This window comes from Legionella bozemanae (assembly GCF_001648595.1).
Taxonomy (GTDB): domain Bacteria; phylum Pseudomonadota; class Gammaproteobacteria; order Legionellales; family Legionellaceae; genus Legionella; species Legionella bozemanae.
Genome location: NZ_KV441807.1, coordinates 49,491 through 67,125 on the forward strand (window position 1 = coordinate 49,491; position 17,635 = coordinate 67,125).

Consider the following 17,635-nt stretch of genomic DNA (forward strand, 5'->3'; position numbering starts at 1 on the left):
TTTTTCAGCGATGAGTAGAGGATTCAGCTGCAAGCAGCCAGGCTTGCTTAATAGACTAAATTAAAAAGAAATTTTTTGCTCGATTACCTCTAGTAAATTGTTTATGTCAAAGGGTTTAGGGAACAATAATTCATTAGGAAAAGGGTGCAAAATTTCATCTAAACGATTTCTCGCCGATGTAATTATGGTAGGAATCTCACGAGTTTGCGGATTCTTTTTTTGTTGCTCACGAAATGTCCAACCATCCATCTCTGGCATCATTAAATCTAGAATAATTAACGAAGGCAAGGGTTCTTTTTCTAATGAATTTAAAGCATGTTTGCCATTAGATGCCGTAATAATCGGATAACCTTCTTCTTCAAGCGCCCACACTAAAGACTTTCGAATGGATTCATTATCTTCAATAAGCAGGATATATTTTTTATTCATTTATTACTTTCCTGGGAAGCGTGTAACGGCAAAGTAATAGTAAAAGTTGAACCTGAGCCTATTTTACTCTCTAAATCAATTTTTCCGTTTTGTGCGGTTACAATTTGTTTGACTATGTAGAGACCTAGTCCCGTTCCACTTACTGCATCAGTGTTATTAATTCGCTCAAATTTATTAAAAATTCTTTCTTTATCTTCTGGCGCAATACCAAAACCATAATCTTTTACAATTAATTTAAAATTTTCCGCATCCACGGCAAAAAGTTCTACCTCGATTGGTTTTTCTCTTCCATATTTTATTCCATTAGCCACTAAGTTAGTCACTATCTGTTCGATCCGATAAGGATCCCAATATCCAATAAGCGACATACCTTGATAAGAGACTTGGTTATAGAATCGTTCTGCGATTTTCATGATTACATCGTTTAAATCCAATTCTCGACAATTAAAACTCAATCGTCCCTGTGAAATAATGGTCACATCCAACATTGTGCCAATCAAATTTTCAAATGTTCCTAATTCTTCCAACCATGTATCGAATAATTTGCTGAGCTTACTTTCAGTCAGCTTTCCTTGCTCCATGATCCTTTGGCCTAATTGGGTGGCAATTTTAAGGCCGGTTAAAGGAGTTTTTAATTCATGGCTAATCATGGAAATAAATTCTTCTCTAATCGAAACAGCTCGTTTTAGTTCTTCTTCTCGCTTCTTAAGTTTCTGCTGTAATTCTATTTGCTCAATTGAATCTGCTACTTGTCGAGCAAGCAAGTCAAGTAAGCGAAGTATACGTATATCCGGTTTGAAAGGTCTTTTATAATGGGTAGAAAAAACGCCAATTATCTTACCTGCACGATTGATTAATGGAGTAGATTGCACCGCCCTAATACTTGCTTTTAATTGAATCTCTAAATCTTTACCTTCAAAGAAGGGACTTTGGCAAATATCTTCAACGATGATTCTTTCCCTATATTCCAGTGTTTTTCCACAGGAAGACTGCCCCTTAGAAACATTTTCCCAATAATCCAGCCAGTATTGCGGAAATCCGCATTGGGCGACAATTTTTAATTTCTGAGTTGCAAGATTAATTAATTGAATATTCCCAAAATCTGCCTCTGATATGGCAATTGCTGTGTCGATAATACCTAGGAAGAATTGTTCTATTTCAGGTGATTCCTTTTGTAAAGATACCATCATTTTTATGTCTATCCATATTTTTGATAATCACCCGTTACATTGGTGAATTTTCTGAAGTTATCAGCAAACTCATCATTATAAATTCATTTATCTTTAATGTAATTACAAATTTTTTATTTATATTGAATAAAGCTCCTGTTAAAAATAGATTATAAGTTTAGAAATAACATTAATGCTTTTTGCACATGCATCCTATTTTCACTTTGTGTAAAGATAATGGAAGCAGGACTGTCCGGCAAAGTTTCAGATACTTCTTTTCCTCGTTCCATAGGCATGCAATGCATAAATACTGCTTCAGGTTTCGCATAAGACATCAACTTTTCATTCACCTGGAATCCTTGGAAGGCTTGCTCATTTTCCTGATCTTCAAAGCCCATACTGGTCCAAACGTCAGTATAAACTGCATCCGCATTTTTAACTGCTTCTTCAGGTTTAGAAAAATTATAAATCATATCCTTTTTAATGCCTTGTGCTTGTTTGATAAGCGAATCATGAGGCTGACGGGATTTAGGGCAGCAGTAATTAATCGTTATTCCTAATTGAGGTGCAAGCAGCATCAAACTATGAAGAATATTATTCCCATCACCAATATAAGCAACAGTAAGCCCGTCAAGTGAGCCGAATTGTTCCCATAGACTGAGTAAATCGGCAAGAATTTGGCATGGATGATGTAACGCCGAAAGACCATTAATTACGGGCACTTTTGCATAAGCAGCCATTTCCGATAACATCTCATCCGCATGAGTTCTCACCATAATAAAATCAGCATAACCGTTTAAAACTCGAGCCATATCTGACGGAGTTTCCTGTTTTCGCGTGTTGCCCACGCTTTCGATGGCTATTCCCCCCATGCTTTGAATGGCCATAGCAAAACTTAAGCGAGTTCGAAAAGAAGGTTTTTCAAAAATCATGGCAAGGCTTTTATTGAGTAGCGATTGGCTGTAAAAGGAAGGTGTTTGTTTCAGCGCTTTAGCTTTTTCCAAAACATGTTTCAATTCTTCAGTAGTTAATTCAGTTCCTGTGAGAAAGTGTTTTATTTTTTTCGCAGGTAATATTTTGCTCATTTCTGATGGTTTGGTGGTCAGCGCTTCAGCATGATGGGTTCCTGTTTCAAGATCAAATATAGCTTGTTGTAGATTAATCACAAACGTATTGGTTGTTACTTCACTAATAGGTTTGGAATGATCACTTTTAACTAAAGTATTCTTAACTGGAGAATGGGACATATTTAGCCTCCTTGGTAAAGCAGTAAATAAACAGTATTTGGCTTTTGTTGCTCAGAGAGCGATGTGATATCGCAGTGCAATTCAGGCAGCTACTTTGTAACTTTGTGTGTAACAAAAGTAAGACTATTCTTTTGCAAATGAAGAAAAGTCCTCGAATTAATTTATTCATAATGAATCCCTTAACCAGATATTCTCCAGCTTTTGAATTTCTCCATTTGCCTTAAGTTTTTGTAACGCCTTATTAATTTTTATTGTCAACGGAGAGCCTTTTTTAACAGCTAATGCGTATCCATGATCTGCTTTAGCAATTACAGAATAAGAAAGTTTTGCGTCTTTTTTACTAAAGATCTTTCCTTGAGCTCCATCCATTAAAACGACATTAACATGGCCGGCAATTAATGCTTCAACAGCCTGATTGTTATTATCCAGTGTAGTAATTTCAATCTGCGGATAATTTTCTCTCAACCAAATTTCCATAATACTTCCAAGTTGTACTGCTACTTTTTTTCCTTTAAGTTGGCTGGGTGTTGTGACGGGTTGATCCGAGTGATACACAGAGGCCATGCCTTCAAAATAATAGGGTTCAGAGAAATCAAAATTGACTTTTCTAGCATCAGTAACCGAGATTGTAGCTATAGCAATATCATCTTGTCCGGAGCTTATTGCAGGAAGGACCGTACTGAATTGCATATTGTCAAAAACAGCGTTTTTTCCAAGTTCCTTAGCAATGAGTTTTGCTAAATCAATATCAAAACCCTTTATCTCTCCATGATCGCTGTATTCAAAAGGTGGATATTCTGCTGCAGTGGCGAAATGCAGCGATCTTTCATCTTTTTTTCCACATGCAGACATAAAGATAAATGTTGTTAGTATTAATAGTTTTAAAAAATGATTCATATTGAATTTATATTCACTAATTATTCATTGATTGAATATAAATGATTTGGGTGTTCCTTGTCAATAAGAATGAATACAATTTCATTTTATAGAATATGTGGTCAGTGTAGGCGATCTAGGAACTGATCTTTTAACGCGTGGAAGTAGTATGATGTCAATAGATTTTGATTGTTACACGTAAGCAAAATCCAATTGCCTCCATGCTTCATATAAAACAACAGCCACAGCATTCGAAAGATTTAGGCTGCGATTATTCTCGCGCATAGGAATGTAGAGTGAAGTATATTCTTGTAAGATTTCTTTAGGTAATCCGTTGGATTCTGGTCCAAATAAAAACATATCTTCTGCTGTATATTGAACTCTTGAGTAACATTTCTTAGCTCTAGCGCTGAATGTATAAATCTTTTTTTGATGATGTTGCTGAATGAATGTTCCCCAATTTTCATATTGAGCAATGGAGGCCCATTCGTGATAATCCAGGCCAGCGCGTCTTAAAGCTTTTTCTTGTAATGAAAAACCAAGAGGGTGGATTAAATGCAATTTTGCTCCAGTATTGGCACATAAGCGAATAATGTTTCCCGTATTTGGAGGAATTTCAGGTTGGTAGAGAGCAATATGAAACATAAGTTGTATCGAATAATAAAATAGTTATAGTTTTACTTTCATTCTGAAATAGTGCAGAACGTTTTTTAATTATATCTCTAATTATCAGTTTTAAACAAAGCTCCATAAAGGATTATAGTCACACCCACAGTGCTGTTTATCCCTAATTAATCGGAGAATGTAGTCCAATGTTCGGAACATTCGGATGTCAGTCTGCCTCATTTTTATCTCTCTCTAGAGGTATAGAGTTCAGTTCTTTCACATGCGGTTTGGCAGGTAAAAACAGGATGCCCCAAAGTGCTATCGTGGCATCGGCGTCTATTAAAAACCGTCCATCAGCGAGCAGAAGGGGTTTATTATGAACAAAAATGAGGTAGTTATCGGTAAACCAATTAAAGATAATAAAATCGCGCAATAACGAAGGTGAATCTTTAACATAATCGGGTAATTCTTGGGAGGAAAAATGAGGAAAACTTCTCATAAACTGGCTACTTGATTTTTTAAAAAGCGGGGTTGAAGCATCAATGACATACAAGCGATTATTCGCTAATGCAATTCCCCTCCATAGTGTTGAACTCAAGAATTTAGGAAACACGCCAACTTTTTTTACATTTAACTGAAGTCTGACAAGTCTGTCATGAACGGCCGTCATTGCCCGATAATGTTGAGCTATATTAAATAGCATAAATGAACTTACGAGTATTAAAGCAATAATCACGGGCTTTCTTTTATTAAAGACAAGAGTAGAGGCTACCCCCAAACATAAAGGTACAGTGACAAAGGGATCAATAATAGAAACAATATCCCAGCTTACTCTGGTATCAGAGAATGGCCAAAATAAAACTGTTCCATAAGTAGTACAGGCATCAAGTAGCCCATGGGTCGCATAGCCTATCAAAGCTGCGAAGAAAGTAAGTTTCCAATTGGCTCGAAAGCGTTTAAAAATGAGGAAAGCGAAAGTTACGATTAACGCACCTATTGGAATAAAAATTAGAGAGTGGGTGAAGTGGCGGTGATAGAGGAAAAAAAGCATCGGGTTGTGTGAGGAGCGAATGAATATGTCCAAATCAGGAGCCATTGCGGCTAAGCCGCCGACAAGCCACGCATTTTGCTTATCCTGTTTGTATAAAATTGCTTGAGAACAGGCAGCCCCTAAGACTGCATGTGTAACCGGATCCATCTTTTTTCCTCGGAAGATATATTCTAAGTATTTTTAATCCATTTCCAGTGAGTTGTAGTGGCGAGATACATTTTGAAATCATGAACAGCCGAACACCATCTACATCTATAAAATGATGATACTGTATTTTAAATAAATTATCTTTTGGAGTAGGGTTATTTTTTATGATCCGCTGTACTTTTTGTAATTCGTATCAGATGTCTTTTTGACTCTCATCAAATACTGCCTTCGTAACATTTATTTTATAAAGTGTGCAGTTGAGGTTCATAAAGCGGATTTTCTCGAGTATTTCTTCCTTCATAGAGTGGATTATCAACCACTTTAGTGATTGCATCTAAAGGATGAAATAAAGAGGATTTAGGAAGTTTTTTCTCTTTTGTTTGTTGTAAGTTTTTTTTAATCCGCTCTAAAAGAGAAGGGCGCTTTACTGTCTTTTCACACTCGAGTCCAGGAGTGTCCGCTTGCTCTTTTTGTAATCCTTCGGGATGATTGGCCAATGCTTGCATTCTTCTACTGGAATAGGCTAAATACAAATTGTACCTATCTCCTTGCATCGCGTTTCTTTTTTGTATTGCAGTTTCATATTCCATTAACCATTTTTTACGAAATGCAGGAAGGTTCTTAAGTATTTTTTTGTTTTCTTCTGCTACGGTCAAATCTCCCTGACTTTTAGCGAATTTAATTGAGTCTTCTAAAATCACTTTTAATGGTTTTATTTTATATTTAATGCCTTTAAATTTAATGGAAACCTCATGATCATTTTTGAGCATAGCTAAAATTACATCGTTGTAAAAACTGGATTGCGAATAGCGTAGAACATGCGGTGAAGGAAAAAATAAATTACCTTTACCTATTTCACGATTATGCATCTTGTATAAAGTGACCCTTAATGTAAAGTCGTCTGATTGCTGCCCTTTATTTTTTAAGAGCTCTTTTAAATATAAAATTCCCAGTGTGCCGCAACTCACCTCATCGACTTGGGGTTGTAAATATTGAGGTTTGAGGTAAGGCGATATAAAATCAGAAATATCTGAGATAAAGATATTTTCCAGATCATTTCTATTTATAATATTACTATTATGTAAAAACCAATGAACCGGTTTGATTATTTCGTCTTTTTTAATTTGAACAAATTCAAAGTGTGCAGGTCCAACCCGTACATTATTAGTAAAGAAATAAATAACACACTCACCTTCTTTTAAATTGGCTTGGATTTTTTTTATTTCCTCTAAAGCTTGTTCCTTGGTTAAACACACTTTTTTCTTTCGAAGATTTAAATCTTCGAGTATTTTCGCTCTGTATTCTTCTAATTTTTTTTGACAGCCTAAATTGAAGCATATTTGATTTAATCGTTTAAGCTCTTCCCTGCTTAGATCTTTTATTCTGTCATTTTCGTCTAAAAATTCTTCCTTAATCGCATGATATAATTCTTCGTAGTTAGGTGAGAAATCTGTATTTTTATTATCTACTTTATTTAAGTAAAATGGTGCGGGGACTGAAGACGAAGGCCGAACCCAATAATTTCTAACCAAAATGGCATATTGTATGTCTTCGTTTTCAAATAAATCGACATCTCTTTGAAGATCCGCGATATTCTCAGATATAATTTTTTGACCAAATTCGGTGGTACCATTAATTAAAACAACAAGATTTTCAAATCCGTATTTATTGATGTAATGTTGAATAATTGGCTGATAATCTTCAACTATTAACTGGTAGGCAGCATGTTCTTTATCCTTAAGGAATCTATTCCTTCGTTCACTTAATGACTTAGCGGAAGAGGCATGATGGGAAAAAAAAGATCGGGTTGATGGCATAATATAACTCTGATTTCTCTTGCCGCATTTTCCTTAATCTGGGTATGTAATAAATTTTTTGCTGTAATTTTATCATAAATGGTTGTTATTGAACATGGATAAAACGCTTCGTTAAAAATTAATTCTATTTTTTTGTCTTTACGGAAGTTATAAGCAAGTTATTCACTCTAGAAGAACAATACTCACTTCATATTCACCGTTTAAGTGGGCATGGTTCTTCTTATTTGCTTATTACATGATGTCCTCTATAACCATTCAGCAAAATCAATAGTGGATTTTTTTCCAATATTGTCATAATTTTTTTCAATCCAATGGCTTGCTTCCTGTCTCCCCAAATCACGCAAGGTGATTAAAAACTCCCAATCAGGAGAGTATACAGTTGAAAGAGGGAAATCACGCAAATCTTCGTCAGCACGAATGCAATGCATAAACAGTTTTTTATAATTCTTTTCGAATTCTTTTTTTAACTGTCCTTTTGAAATCAAATTGCTGACAAAGCCAATGGCTCGCATTTCACGCATCAAAGAAGAATTAAAGGAGACTTCTCTTAAACGCGAATCTATTTCTGCCGCAGTTACTGGAATTTCGTTACGTACAATAGGTACTGTATGAAAAATTAAGATATCTCTACAGCTTGTTTGGTAAATCAGAGGGAAAATAGCAGGATTCCCCAAATATCCTCCATCCCAATAAAACTCTCCATCGATTTCAATTGATTGAAATAATTTGGGCAAACAGGCAGAGGCTAAAAGAGTGTTTATAGATAACTCATTATTATCAAAAATACGGATTTTACCGGTTCGAGCATTAGTGGCACAGATAAAAAGTTTAATATTACTTTTAGTTTTGATTTGCTCTATATCAATTATTCTTTCCAAAACATCTCGAATAGGATGGAAATTAAAAGGATTGAATTGATAGGGAGATAAAAGGCTAATAATTGAGCTAAATAGAGAAAAACTAAATGGTGTTTTTGAGAAAGGCGCCATGAAATAATCGATGGGTGTTCTCGCCGTGATGCCGAATAATTTTCCATAATCACTCATTGCAAGCCAAAAATCATACAATGCTTCTCTTGCTCCTTCCTCTTTTCCATGAAGATAACCATATGCAAGAGCGGCTGCATTCATACTGCCGGCACTGGTTGCGGAAATGCCTTCAATAGTAAATAACTTTGTTTCAAGAAGTTTATCTAATAAACCCCAGGTAAACGCTCCATGAGCGCCGCCACCCTGCAGGGCTAGATTTATTTTTTTTCTTTTCGACATTTCTATCTCCCTATCGACATAGCAAAGTTTTTACTGATGCGTGACAATCTAACTCAAATAATCCTCAGCTACAGTCCCATAAGGTAAGGTTAAATCAGTAATAAAATGCACTACCGATACAATTTTTTTAACGGGCAACGCAGCAATTGGTGCTAACGCGTGGGGGTGTAGTTCCAAACTACCAGGTCCAGTCCACGCTCCTTTTACTGTTACATCCTCTAGATAGGTTTTAGTGAGCTGGTTAATTTGAGGAGTGCCATCAACGCCTGGTATATTCTTTAAAAGGAAAGTAGGCTTTTTCATGGAATTTAATATTGCTTTGGGATCCACTTCATGATGTTTATAGCCCATAGTCGCAGTGGCAATTCGTAAGCTGCCATAATCAAGCAAGCCGATTAATACATCTTCCTCAACAAATAATTTTGGTTTGGCCAGTTTTTTTGGAAACCCCCAAATTTCTCGACCGCCAGCAATAGGCGCATGACAATCAAGAAACATCGAGATAGTAAAACCGCCTTCTTCCCCTTTATGCCGAACCGGAATTACCTGTCCAGATTCTGTATAATCACCAAATCCTGTTGAATCTGGCATCCTAATGAATTCAAATTTCACATGAGGTTCAAGTAGTTCCAGTCCAGGCGGTAATATATCTTCAAGCAATTCAGGATTAGTTTCGTAAGTGATGATTAAAAATTCACGATTGATAAATCGATAGGGTCCACAAGGGTAGGTTCTTATCCATCGTGGTGCTGGCATAGCAAATTCATTTACCATTTTTGATTTTTTCATTATTTCCTTCCTTATGAAATACGAATAGATACAATATCAAATGTGCTGCGTTATGAAATTTATTTTCCAGTAGTACAACCACCAAACCCTTCAAAAAGTCATACAAACTCTTAACTGAAGGACGATTCTAATAGTACATTATAGACCAAATATGTCATTTCATGGGTTATCCTTGAGTTCATTTTAGAATCAAAATGAATGAGTTAGATAGAGGCGCCTGGGGCTAGGATAAGGGAGCCTCTGTTTTTTGTTAACAGTCACTTATAAGACAATTTTCCTGAATCCATGCATGCAATTCCCTTACAAGATAACGTGCAACTTCATCTTCAGGCAGCTGATGGCTTAGCATCTCACAAATATCCATAAACGATGCTTCCTGTATTATTGCATTGAGCATGGTTCGTTCTGGATATTCTAGCTTACGGTATCGTACTTCAAGTTGACGACGCCAGATCATTATGAATTGTGGGTTTTTGAGTTTCCTGGGAGCAGGAATGGATTTATTGCTACGTGATGCTTTAATAAGAGAAAGACTATTCCAATGCATGGTAAGTATTTTACAGGATGGATGCAGATGGAATTTCATTTCTGGCCATTGACTTAATGGCACAGATTGCAAATCAGCTGCAGATAATAAATGTGCATCACGAGCTACAATGGCTTGATATTCAGCCCATTCAAATACCGCAATTTCAGCTAAATGGGGTTTTTTCTTATAGGGTAGAGTTTCAGTTAAAAATTGACTGAGATTTTCTCCAAAATTATTAAGTGAATAGTTGTACGATGGATATGCATGAGTATAGCTTTGACTCATTTGACTAAATTTATTTTCACCCATTATCGCGGCTAATGTACTATAGTCACTCATTAAAGCCTCTTCTAATCGTGCATAAAAGCCATCGGCATAGATAGCTACTCTGTCTGCAATAGATCCTTTAGGTGGAGAATCAAGATAAGGATTAATGAGCGGTTCAGAGGTCAGAATAGAGTCTTGTAATAAGGTATGTAATTCAGTAAGTTTCATATGCTAAATCCGTTTTTTCATTCAATAAACAACTTAGCTTGATTGCTTTTGCATATTCTAATTCTTGCCATAATTCTTCAAAGGGTGGAATACGATCATCACGCTCAATCATCGTTGATACCTCACCAAATCGTTTAATCGCTTGCGCGTACAGGTCCCACACTTCTGTTATGACTGGATGATCATGTGTATCAATAATGTAATCCCCACAATTTTGATGTCCAGCTAAATGAAATTGTTGTACGCGTTCAACCGGAATGTTTTGCAAATAGGTTTCAGGATTAAAGCCATGATTATATGAACTTACATAAATATTATTTAGATCTAATAAAATGAAACAATCTGCGCGATTGGCTATTTCCGAGAGAAACTCCCATTCAGTCATTGCAGATTCTTTGTAAGTGATATAACTGGATACATTTTCAAGCAATATTTGTTGTTGGTAAAAATCCTGTACGTATTTAACTCGTTCAACAATATGAGTAATGATTTTTTCTGTGTAAGGTAGAGGTAATAAATCGTGCATGTTGCGTTGATGGACACCAGTCCAGCATAAGTGATCAGAAATCCATTTGGGTTGAATCCTGTCTGCCAATTGTTTTACCCTCTTAAGATATTCAAGGTTCAGAGGATCTGGGCTGCCAATTGATAGTGATACGCCATGCATTACAAGAGGATAATTTTCACGCACTTTATCTAAGTAGTAAAGAGGGTTTCCCCCATCCACCAAGTAATTTTCGGTGAGAATTTCAAACCACTCTACTTTCGGAGTGTGCTCTAAAATATAACTGTAATGCTCCGCTCGCAAACCTAATCCCATTCCTAGGGGCAAATATTTTTTAGATCGGGTCTGTGTGGTTTTTTCCATCTGTTTTTTTCCTAGAGACGGGAAAATCTATTGTTAGAGGTGAATTGATGTCTTGTTTGGGACATCAATTCACGGTGACACATTATGACTTACAGCTATTTTTACCTTTGCAGCCATTTTTGCCTTTGCAACCATTTTTGCCTTTGCAACCATTTTTGCCTTTGCAGCTATTTTTACCTTTGCAGCCATTTTTGCCTTTGCAGCCATTTTTACCTTTGCAGCAATTTTTACCCTTGCAGCCGTTTTTGCCACCGCAATTGTTCTTACCATTACAATTGTTTTTTGCTAGATTGGTAGGTGAGTTAGCATTAGCCCCATTACTGTCGAGGGCGGAAGAGGCATAAATGCCTGAAGTAAACAACGCGGCAGCTGTAGCGGCAATAATTAAGCTTCGTTTTTTATCCATTTTCAATCTCCATATATTAAAAACAGCTCATTAAACAGCCAAGGAAACAGCATCATAATAATAGTTGAATGATAAAAGAAGTACAAGTATGCATAGAAACTCGTATTTTCTCAATATACTGCTTTGAAATTTGGATACAGAAGAAGATGCAGTATTTCATAATAGAATTTTTTTATACCCGATCCGTGTTTTTGTTAAAGAACTGTTAAATTCACATTTGTGACTCTGTAAAAATACAGCGCGTGTTATATTCTCTCCAAGTAATTAAAGGAATACCATTTATGTTGAAAACTCTGATTGTTGCTTCAGGGGCTGTTGTTTTGTCATTGGGGGCGGAAATTTCTGTTGCTGAGAGCATTGTGTGCAAAGATTATAATGGAAACTCAATGACGGTCAAACCAAAGACGATAACTATTTATAACAATTCCGAAAATACGACAATTTACCCAGTTTTGGCAACCAGTAAAAATGAGGTAAATGAGTGGATTCAGGGATGTTTTCGTACTGCGGAACCTTATCCAACTAAATATGTTTATAAATTGTACGTCAACGAAGATACGGGAATAGCCCCCGGCTCATCGGTAACGATTACATTACCATTATATAGTGAGTTAGCGAAGGATCGTTACATTACCTGGTGGAATGGTGGGCGTGTTGTGTTGGCCGATAAAAACGACAGGCTGCGTCATGGAAAAGATACAGCTTTGACGACTCCCCCTGCTGGTGTTACGTGTCAGGGACAAAACACTGAATGCAAATTGAGTACTTATTCCAGCGATGTCCAATTTCCGGAAAATATATACGCACAGTTATCAGAGTATACTTTTGGTGATTCGATTATACCGCCCAGGCAATCAGTACGGATATTAAAACCAGAGAATGTGGGTTATAACATTTCGTATGTGGACCATGTTTACATGCCGGTTGCTATAGGCCCCAAAAATAATCCCTATATTGGCTATAGCGGATCAGCACAGTCTTTGACTGCATTTAGAAACCATCTTGATTCATTTCTGAAAACTACTATAGGACAAGGCTGGCCAGTTTATAATTTGAATGAATTGAAATTGCCGGGAGGTTATAATATTTTTGCGCAGCGTTCTGGTACTTTGCCTCCTGAGGATGATGTGCCGGTCAAGCCAAAAGATGGTTTTCCGCCTGTATTGACTGTGTTGTCCTGTATTCAAGGAGAATGTAGTGAGGAGCAAAAAAAATCACTTCACTATGGTGAGTCGGTGCAGCGTATGCAAAATTTATGGGGCTCTTGCGTCAACTGGAATGAAGATGTCAGTAAATACGTCACCCAAAAGATAAATTGCCCACACGATTTAAAAGAAAAACTTGGGGCGTTACAGCAGTTTTTCAAACAAAATCATCAGCAGTACTTGCAAATGTATACTGATAAAAGGTGTAACTTAACACCTGGCGTGGATCCTGCTCCCTTTAACTACTGGGAGGCAATTAAACACATCTATGGTTGGGTTCCTTTCAACGAGGGGTGTGGTGCTGGAGCTAACCCATTGGCTGAAACTAAAATTCCAGGGTGGGATCATGCTAAGATACAATCGATGTACATTCATGATTTACAGTATAATTACAAAGGAACCAATATTACCCCTGAATTATTGTTCAACCCCTATGTTCAACTGATTCATGATAAAGACTATCTTTCTATGGATGCTTATGGATTCTCTGTTGATGATGCGGTTGGCTTCATGAGCGAGCTAGGAGATGGATTGATTTTTACTGTTGGCGGGGCTAATGGTCTTGAAAATCAACAACAGTTCAACTATGCAGATGGCTTTTCTGTGGCGATTGGTGTGCCTCAACCTATGGTTGAGCAGGTGAATAAACCCTTGCTTAAAAAATATGGGGTATGTGTATTTAATCAGGACGCTAATGATTCGAATTGTCAGCAAGTCAAACAAAACGTTATTATGCCTGAAAACAGTCAAATCGCTGGATTCAGAGTGGGTACGGTCGATTCATATCCTATCAAGGTACGTTTTACTGATTTAAATGATAATGTGTATACCTTTGTCGTCAATACTCAGTTTGCGCTGTGTCCGGATGGCATGGATCCTTCACAATGTCCGACGAATAAAGCGGCCATTGTCAATAAGCAATCTTGCATTGTAACCAGGAGCAATGGCGAGAAACATCCTAAATCAAACGAGTGGTGTCAAAATGCTAATCCAAACCAACAAAAAGAAAAGCAATTGACTAAGAATTACCTAAGCTTTCCACAACCGGTTGATTTTATGAAATAGTATTTATTTATATAAAACATGAGTCGGGCCTTGGCCCGACAAATCAAATTATTTTTCACGGCAATTCTGTTTGCATGACACCATTAGGTGAATGTATTGATTCTAACGGTTTTTAAGATTAGGTTTTGCATTTCATTCCAGTGGTGGTGCTTCTTGCAATAGTGTTCAGATTAAAAGAGCCTGGAAGTTGAAAAGCTCATAGTGCTTCTCCCATGCCATAATCCTAAAAAAGCGATTATTTCTGATTGGGAGAATGATTATTTAATTATTTGTTAAATCATTTATGCTTGAAAGAGCTTCCTTCCTCTTCATCCATATCTCTTTCCCGCCCTTCAGTTTCTGATTTTAATTTATCTGTTTCTTTTTCCATTTCTTCAACCTCCTCTACTACCTCTATTGCCTTGTACGTTTTTTTACTCGGTGGAGGTGCTTTACTTTTTAAATCTTGATAAATTATGAAATAAATATCTTTATCTTTGCTACTCATAGGCAATATTTCAAGATTTGCTTGCATATTTTCTAAAATGGCAGCCATTTGTAAAGCTCGAACTTCTTTTTTTGAAACGCTATCCATCCCAGGAATTGGTTTACCGGTTCTTACTTCAGTCATAAAGTTTAAATAAGCAGAACATGCTATGTGTGCTTTATCTTTGACGGATTGGGGAGTGGATTTACTTTGCATATCAATAAAATAGGGATTGGTCGCTAAAACTACCCGTAAACCTTGTCTATCTAAACGACCAGGGATAAAAATAGAAGGTATTCCCTGTATGGTTGTTTCCTTTTCATAGGCATAATGCGAGGGAGTTCCATGGGGATCATATGAGGGTTGCAGGTCAGGCGGCAGCTGTTCATATCTATGTGTTTTAGGAAGAGCTGTTGGATCAATCAAAACAACGCTCGATCTTCCTGCCACCATGGATATAATGCTATAAATTGTATATTCATCCGAACACGATATCGCATGTCCTTTATATTTTTCTGCGCTCTCCGGGTTATGGTGGCCTGCAAAATTTTTTGCGGTTTCTTTCTTATCGATTTTACCTGAATCATCGTATTCAACAAGCTGGCTGCCACCATATAAACCTAGCGGAACCTCTGTCTCGCCAATCTTAAGCGACGGGCTTTCTTTAAACTGCTCCATGCTCATCGTTCGAGCGAGAAACCTGCTCGTACCCAGCGTTTTTATTTTGGGGAGGGCATTCTCTACTGTAAGGACGCTTCCTCCATAAGAAATGGGGATATAGTCTCCTCCTTTCTGGAGTATTTCGCTGGGTATTTCGCCCCACATGGAGGAGGTTAGGGAAAAAAAACTATCAACGGAAAAATTTTTTCTACTTATTGCAGTTAAACCTTGTATAAAAAGTCCTATACCTTTTTTTCTTGTCATGATTAAATACCAGTCATAATGATCACATATTAAAATAATAGTACTTTATTTGTTAAATTCAATTACTCCGGATATACAGAAAAAAATGAGAGTCAGAAATTTAGGAAGTATAAGCTTTATATTCTCAAAAATTATTTAAATATCATGAAGATAGAATAGTCTGGTGAGTGTAAATTTGATAATATGGTTAAATTTTGTTAGAATGTTTTATTCTTTAAGGTTAGCATTTTATTAATTTAAGTGAGTATCCATAATTATGATGACGAGATTATTTGTATCAAAAAGCCCTACTTTTTTTCAATCTTTTTCCCGAGCATACAGTACTGCATACCGAGTTCGATTAATGGAAAAAAATGGTGATAGAATCGGTGTAATTACTTCAAAAGAAAATGATGTTGAAAAACTGGCAAAATTAAAAGAAGAGTTAGCTGCGAAAGATTATGAAGTGTACTCCGTAAAACCCGATGAAATTATGGTTGTACAAAATAAAGCTAAATTTCTCAAAGACATCGATGATGCTGCACAAGTGGTTCAAGAGAATACCTCGAAATTCACACCATAATGTATGTCGGGCCTTGGCCCGACGAATCTTTCGAGCGTGCTTTTCCGAATTAGCTCCTTTTGCATGCGGTTTTCATAATCAAAAGAATTCATATGAATCATAACGTATTTTTCAATGCGCCATGGCCTAGACTGGTCATGCATGGATAACAGAGAGGCAGTAATAATTCTGACATTAGCGATATTGAATTGTATGTGTATTACTAAGCTTGTCACTAGGAGGGGGATTATGGTTCATTTGCTTGATTAGGTTTTCTTTAGGCAATTCACCCACATTGGACGCTACAATTGAATTAATGGCTTTTAGGGTCTCGGAGGTTTCTATACATGTTTGGGGTTTATGGTGATCTGTCAAACTATGCAACCAACCTAAAAAACCCAATTCCCTTAAGCCTGGCTTATTATTTGCAATGATACTTGCTTGGGCTTTTATTCCTGGAATGATGTCGTCTTTTATTGTACCGCCTTTTTGAAGTATCTCCAGCATCCCCTCTGCCGCTTTTAAGCGGTTTATGTAGGTTTGTTGCGGCTTCTCTGGTGGATTGGCTTCTGTGTAGTTCATGTATTGAATGATATGCTTTTTGATGGCTAATAAGGTATTAACTTCTTCGGGACTGGCTCTTTTGATATTTAATACAATTAAATTAGTCGTAATAGAATCCCTGTTTCTTTTTGCAAAAGCTGTGATTTGATTCTGTTTATAATATTCTCTTAGATCAACTGAATCTATTTCGGGATCATAGGATAGCCCCTCTTTAATCAAACTTCGCACAGGATTTTCTTTTTTTAAGAACACATTATGTTCCGTGCGCATTCTCATCAAAATTTGTGATGGGCTGTCTTCCTTATGTGCTCTTTGAAGTGCTGATTGTCGATTAAGCGAAGTCTGTACCCCTGAAAACATAAGGGAGGCAGTATATTGATTATCTTCTGTAGTATGATCATACATGTACATAATGGCAGCTATATCTGCAGCACAAATATCAGTTTGTGCCAACTCATAGGCAACAAGAGGAAAAATATCTTCTGCACCAATAAAATTTCGTTCGGGATTTAATGTCACATCACTGTATTTTTGGGTTACCCAACGGGCAAATTTTGAGGTAATCGCGTAATTTCCTATTCTTAGTGCATCAACAAATATTTGTGCGTCTTCTGCATTTGCACCTAAATCTTGGATGGAAAGTACTTTTCTTGTCATCCAATCGCGTTGGTATAACAGTACGAGATCGGTTTCATGATCCATCACTTCGTTTTTAGAAGCAATGAACGTTTCAATAAAGGGAAGAAAAAAAGAACGCATTTTTCCACTTAAACCAAAGGATTCAGGTCCTCTTATTATTTGTGTCAGTATGCTTCTAATCGCTTTTATATCCGCATTATCTGTTTCTGCTGCAGCTGCAATTTGCTTCAATACTATTTGCGTCACAACGTCACTATTTATTTCTATAAGCTGAGCCTTAGACAGTTCAGCTGTTTGACCTTTTTGAATTTTATCCAGTTCAAAAAGGGAGGAAAACACTAAATCGATACGGGCTGTTTTAGATAATTCGTCTGTAAATGCTTTTGCTAACTGTTCCAGCATTTCTTGTTCACGTTTAATCATCATGAATCCCGATAATAAAAATTTCTATGTTTAAATAGGGCACATATTGTAAATAAGATGTTGTTTTTTAACAAGTATGGCTCCATTTATTTATACCTAAATCTTAGATCT

At 36.6% G+C, this 17,635-nt stretch carries 16 protein-coding genes; 2 read left to right on the forward strand and 14 right to left on the reverse strand.

All coding sequences use genetic code 11. The annotated features are described in order from the left end of the window. Positions 1-60: 60 nt before the first annotated feature. The 12 genes from A8O27_RS00175 to A8O27_RS00230 form a co-directional block, all read right to left on the reverse strand. Positions 61-429, reverse strand: a complete 369-nt coding sequence (locus A8O27_RS00175) for a response regulator (protein WP_058459527.1) — start codon at positions 427-429, stop codon at positions 61-63. Further along, on the reverse strand, positions 426-1,619 hold the full coding sequence (locus A8O27_RS00180) for a GAF domain-containing sensor histidine kinase (RefSeq protein WP_058459526.1): 1,194 nt from the start codon (positions 1,617-1,619) through the stop codon (positions 426-428). The genes A8O27_RS00175 and A8O27_RS00180 overlap by 4 nt, the downstream gene beginning before the upstream one ends. A 149-nt stretch (positions 1,620-1,768) precedes the next feature. Then, positions 1,769-2,845, reverse strand: coding sequence for an ornithine carbamoyltransferase (gene argF, locus A8O27_RS00185; RefSeq protein WP_058459525.1), 1,077 nt, complete (start codon positions 2,843-2,845; stop codon positions 1,769-1,771). Between the two features lie 165 nt (positions 2,846-3,010). Beyond that, a complete protein-coding gene (locus A8O27_RS00190; protein ID WP_058459524.1) occupies positions 3,011-3,742 on the reverse strand; it encodes a substrate-binding periplasmic protein in 732 nt (243 codons plus the stop codon). 171 nt (positions 3,743-3,913) lie between these two features. Next, positions 3,914-4,366: a tRNA (cytidine(34)-2'-O)-methyltransferase gene (locus A8O27_RS00195; RefSeq protein WP_058459523.1), complete on the reverse strand. Its 453-nt coding sequence runs from the start codon at positions 4,364-4,366 to the stop codon at positions 3,914-3,916. A 187-nt stretch (positions 4,367-4,553) separates the two neighbouring features. Continuing rightward, a complete protein-coding gene (locus tag A8O27_RS00200; RefSeq protein ID WP_058459522.1) occupies positions 4,554-5,525 on the reverse strand; it encodes a metal-dependent hydrolase in 972 nt (323 codons plus the stop codon). Positions 5,526-5,767: 242 nt separating this feature from the next. After that, positions 5,768-7,342, reverse strand: a complete 1,575-nt coding sequence (locus tag A8O27_RS00205) for a hypothetical protein (RefSeq protein WP_058459521.1) — start codon at positions 7,340-7,342, stop codon at positions 5,768-5,770. 245 nt (positions 7,343-7,587) lie between these two features. Further along, the gene (locus tag A8O27_RS00210) at positions 7,588-8,610 is read right to left on the reverse strand and encodes a patatin-like phospholipase family protein (protein WP_058459520.1); all 1,023 of its coding nucleotides are present in this window, start codon (positions 8,608-8,610) and stop codon (positions 7,588-7,590) included. 48 nt (positions 8,611-8,658) lie between these two features. Beyond that, on the reverse strand, positions 8,659-9,399 hold the full coding sequence (locus A8O27_RS00215) for an acetoacetate decarboxylase (protein ID WP_058459519.1): 741 nt from the start codon (positions 9,397-9,399) through the stop codon (positions 8,659-8,661). Positions 9,400-9,649: 250 nt separating this feature from the next. After that, a complete protein-coding gene (locus A8O27_RS00220; protein WP_058459518.1) occupies positions 9,650-10,423 on the reverse strand; it encodes an HvfC/BufC N-terminal domain-containing protein in 774 nt (257 codons plus the stop codon). Beyond that, positions 10,410-11,291: an MNIO family bufferin maturase gene (bufB, locus tag A8O27_RS00225; RefSeq protein WP_058459517.1), complete on the reverse strand. Its 882-nt coding sequence runs from the start codon at positions 11,289-11,291 to the stop codon at positions 10,410-10,412. Before bufB ends, A8O27_RS00220 begins: the two co-directional genes overlap by 14 nt. 82 nt (positions 11,292-11,373) lie before the next feature. Beyond that, on the reverse strand, positions 11,374-11,697 hold the full coding sequence (locus A8O27_RS00230; protein ID WP_058459516.1) for a hypothetical protein: 324 nt from the start codon (positions 11,695-11,697) through the stop codon (positions 11,374-11,376). A 281-nt stretch (positions 11,698-11,978) separates the two neighbouring features. Between A8O27_RS00230 and A8O27_RS00235 the strand changes: the two genes are divergently transcribed. After that, positions 11,979-13,967, forward strand: coding sequence for a hypothetical protein (locus A8O27_RS00235; protein WP_058459515.1), 1,989 nt, complete (start codon positions 11,979-11,981; stop codon positions 13,965-13,967). A 277-nt stretch (positions 13,968-14,244) separates the two neighbouring features. On the opposite strand, the gene A8O27_RS00240 is transcribed toward A8O27_RS00235, so the two are convergent. After that, positions 14,245-15,357, reverse strand: a complete 1,113-nt coding sequence (locus tag A8O27_RS00240; RefSeq protein WP_058459514.1) for a hypothetical protein — start codon at positions 15,355-15,357, stop codon at positions 14,245-14,247. Between the two features lie 256 nt (positions 15,358-15,613). Here A8O27_RS00240 and A8O27_RS00245 point away from each other — a divergent pair, with 256 nt between their 5' ends. Further along, positions 15,614-15,919 (forward strand): hypothetical protein, encoded by a 306-nt coding sequence (locus A8O27_RS00245; RefSeq protein WP_058459513.1) that lies wholly within the window; start codon positions 15,614-15,616, stop codon positions 15,917-15,919. A 174-nt stretch (positions 15,920-16,093) separates the two neighbouring features. Here the strand turns inward: A8O27_RS00245 and A8O27_RS00250 are convergent, their stop codons facing one another. Next, a complete protein-coding gene (locus A8O27_RS00250) occupies positions 16,094-17,527 on the reverse strand; it encodes a hypothetical protein (protein WP_131744472.1) in 1,434 nt (477 codons plus the stop codon). Between the last annotated feature and the right edge of the window lie 108 nt (positions 17,528-17,635).

Bases quoted from the DNA above. Each gene is read 5' to 3' on its own strand.
- A8O27_RS00175 (WP_058459527.1), bottom strand. From the start codon at position 429: ATGAATAAAAAATATATCCTGCTTATTGAAGATAATGAATCCATTCGA.
- A8O27_RS00180 (WP_058459526.1), bottom strand. From the start codon at position 1,619: ATGATGGTATCTTTACAAAAGGAATCACCTGAAATAGAACAATTCTTC.
- argF (WP_058459525.1), bottom strand. From the start codon at position 2,845: ATGTCCCATTCTCCAGTTAAGAATACTTTAGTTAAAAGTGATCATTCC.
- A8O27_RS00190 (WP_058459524.1), bottom strand. From the start codon at position 3,742: ATGAATCATTTTTTAAAACTATTAATACTAACAACATTTATCTTTATG.
- A8O27_RS00195 (WP_058459523.1), bottom strand. From the start codon at position 4,366: ATGTTTCATATTGCTCTCTACCAACCTGAAATTCCTCCAAATACGGGA.
- A8O27_RS00200 (WP_058459522.1), bottom strand. From the start codon at position 5,525: ATGGATCCGGTTACACATGCAGTCTTAGGGGCTGCCTGTTCTCAAGCA.
- A8O27_RS00205 (WP_058459521.1), bottom strand. From the start codon at position 7,342: ATGCCATCAACCCGATCTTTTTTTTCCCATCATGCCTCTTCCGCTAAG.
- A8O27_RS00210 (WP_058459520.1), bottom strand. From the start codon at position 8,610: ATGTCGAAAAGAAAAAAAATAAATCTAGCCCTGCAGGGTGGCGGCGCT.
- A8O27_RS00215 (WP_058459519.1), bottom strand. From the start codon at position 9,399: ATGAAAAAATCAAAAATGGTAAATGAATTTGCTATGCCAGCACCACGA.
- A8O27_RS00220 (WP_058459518.1), bottom strand. From the start codon at position 10,423: ATGAAACTTACTGAATTACATACCTTATTACAAGACTCTATTCTGACC.
- bufB (WP_058459517.1), bottom strand. From the start codon at position 11,291: ATGGAAAAAACCACACAGACCCGATCTAAAAAATATTTGCCCCTAGGA.
- A8O27_RS00230 (WP_058459516.1), bottom strand. From the start codon at position 11,697: ATGGATAAAAAACGAAGCTTAATTATTGCCGCTACAGCTGCCGCGTTG.
- A8O27_RS00235 (WP_058459515.1), top strand. From the start codon at position 11,979: ATGTTGAAAACTCTGATTGTTGCTTCAGGGGCTGTTGTTTTGTCATTG.
- A8O27_RS00240 (WP_058459514.1), bottom strand. From the start codon at position 15,357: ATGACAAGAAAAAAAGGTATAGGACTTTTTATACAAGGTTTAACTGCA.
- A8O27_RS00245 (WP_058459513.1), top strand. From the start codon at position 15,614: ATGATGACGAGATTATTTGTATCAAAAAGCCCTACTTTTTTTCAATCT.
- A8O27_RS00250 (WP_131744472.1), bottom strand. From the start codon at position 17,527: ATGATGATTAAACGTGAACAAGAAATGCTGGAACAGTTAGCAAAAGCA.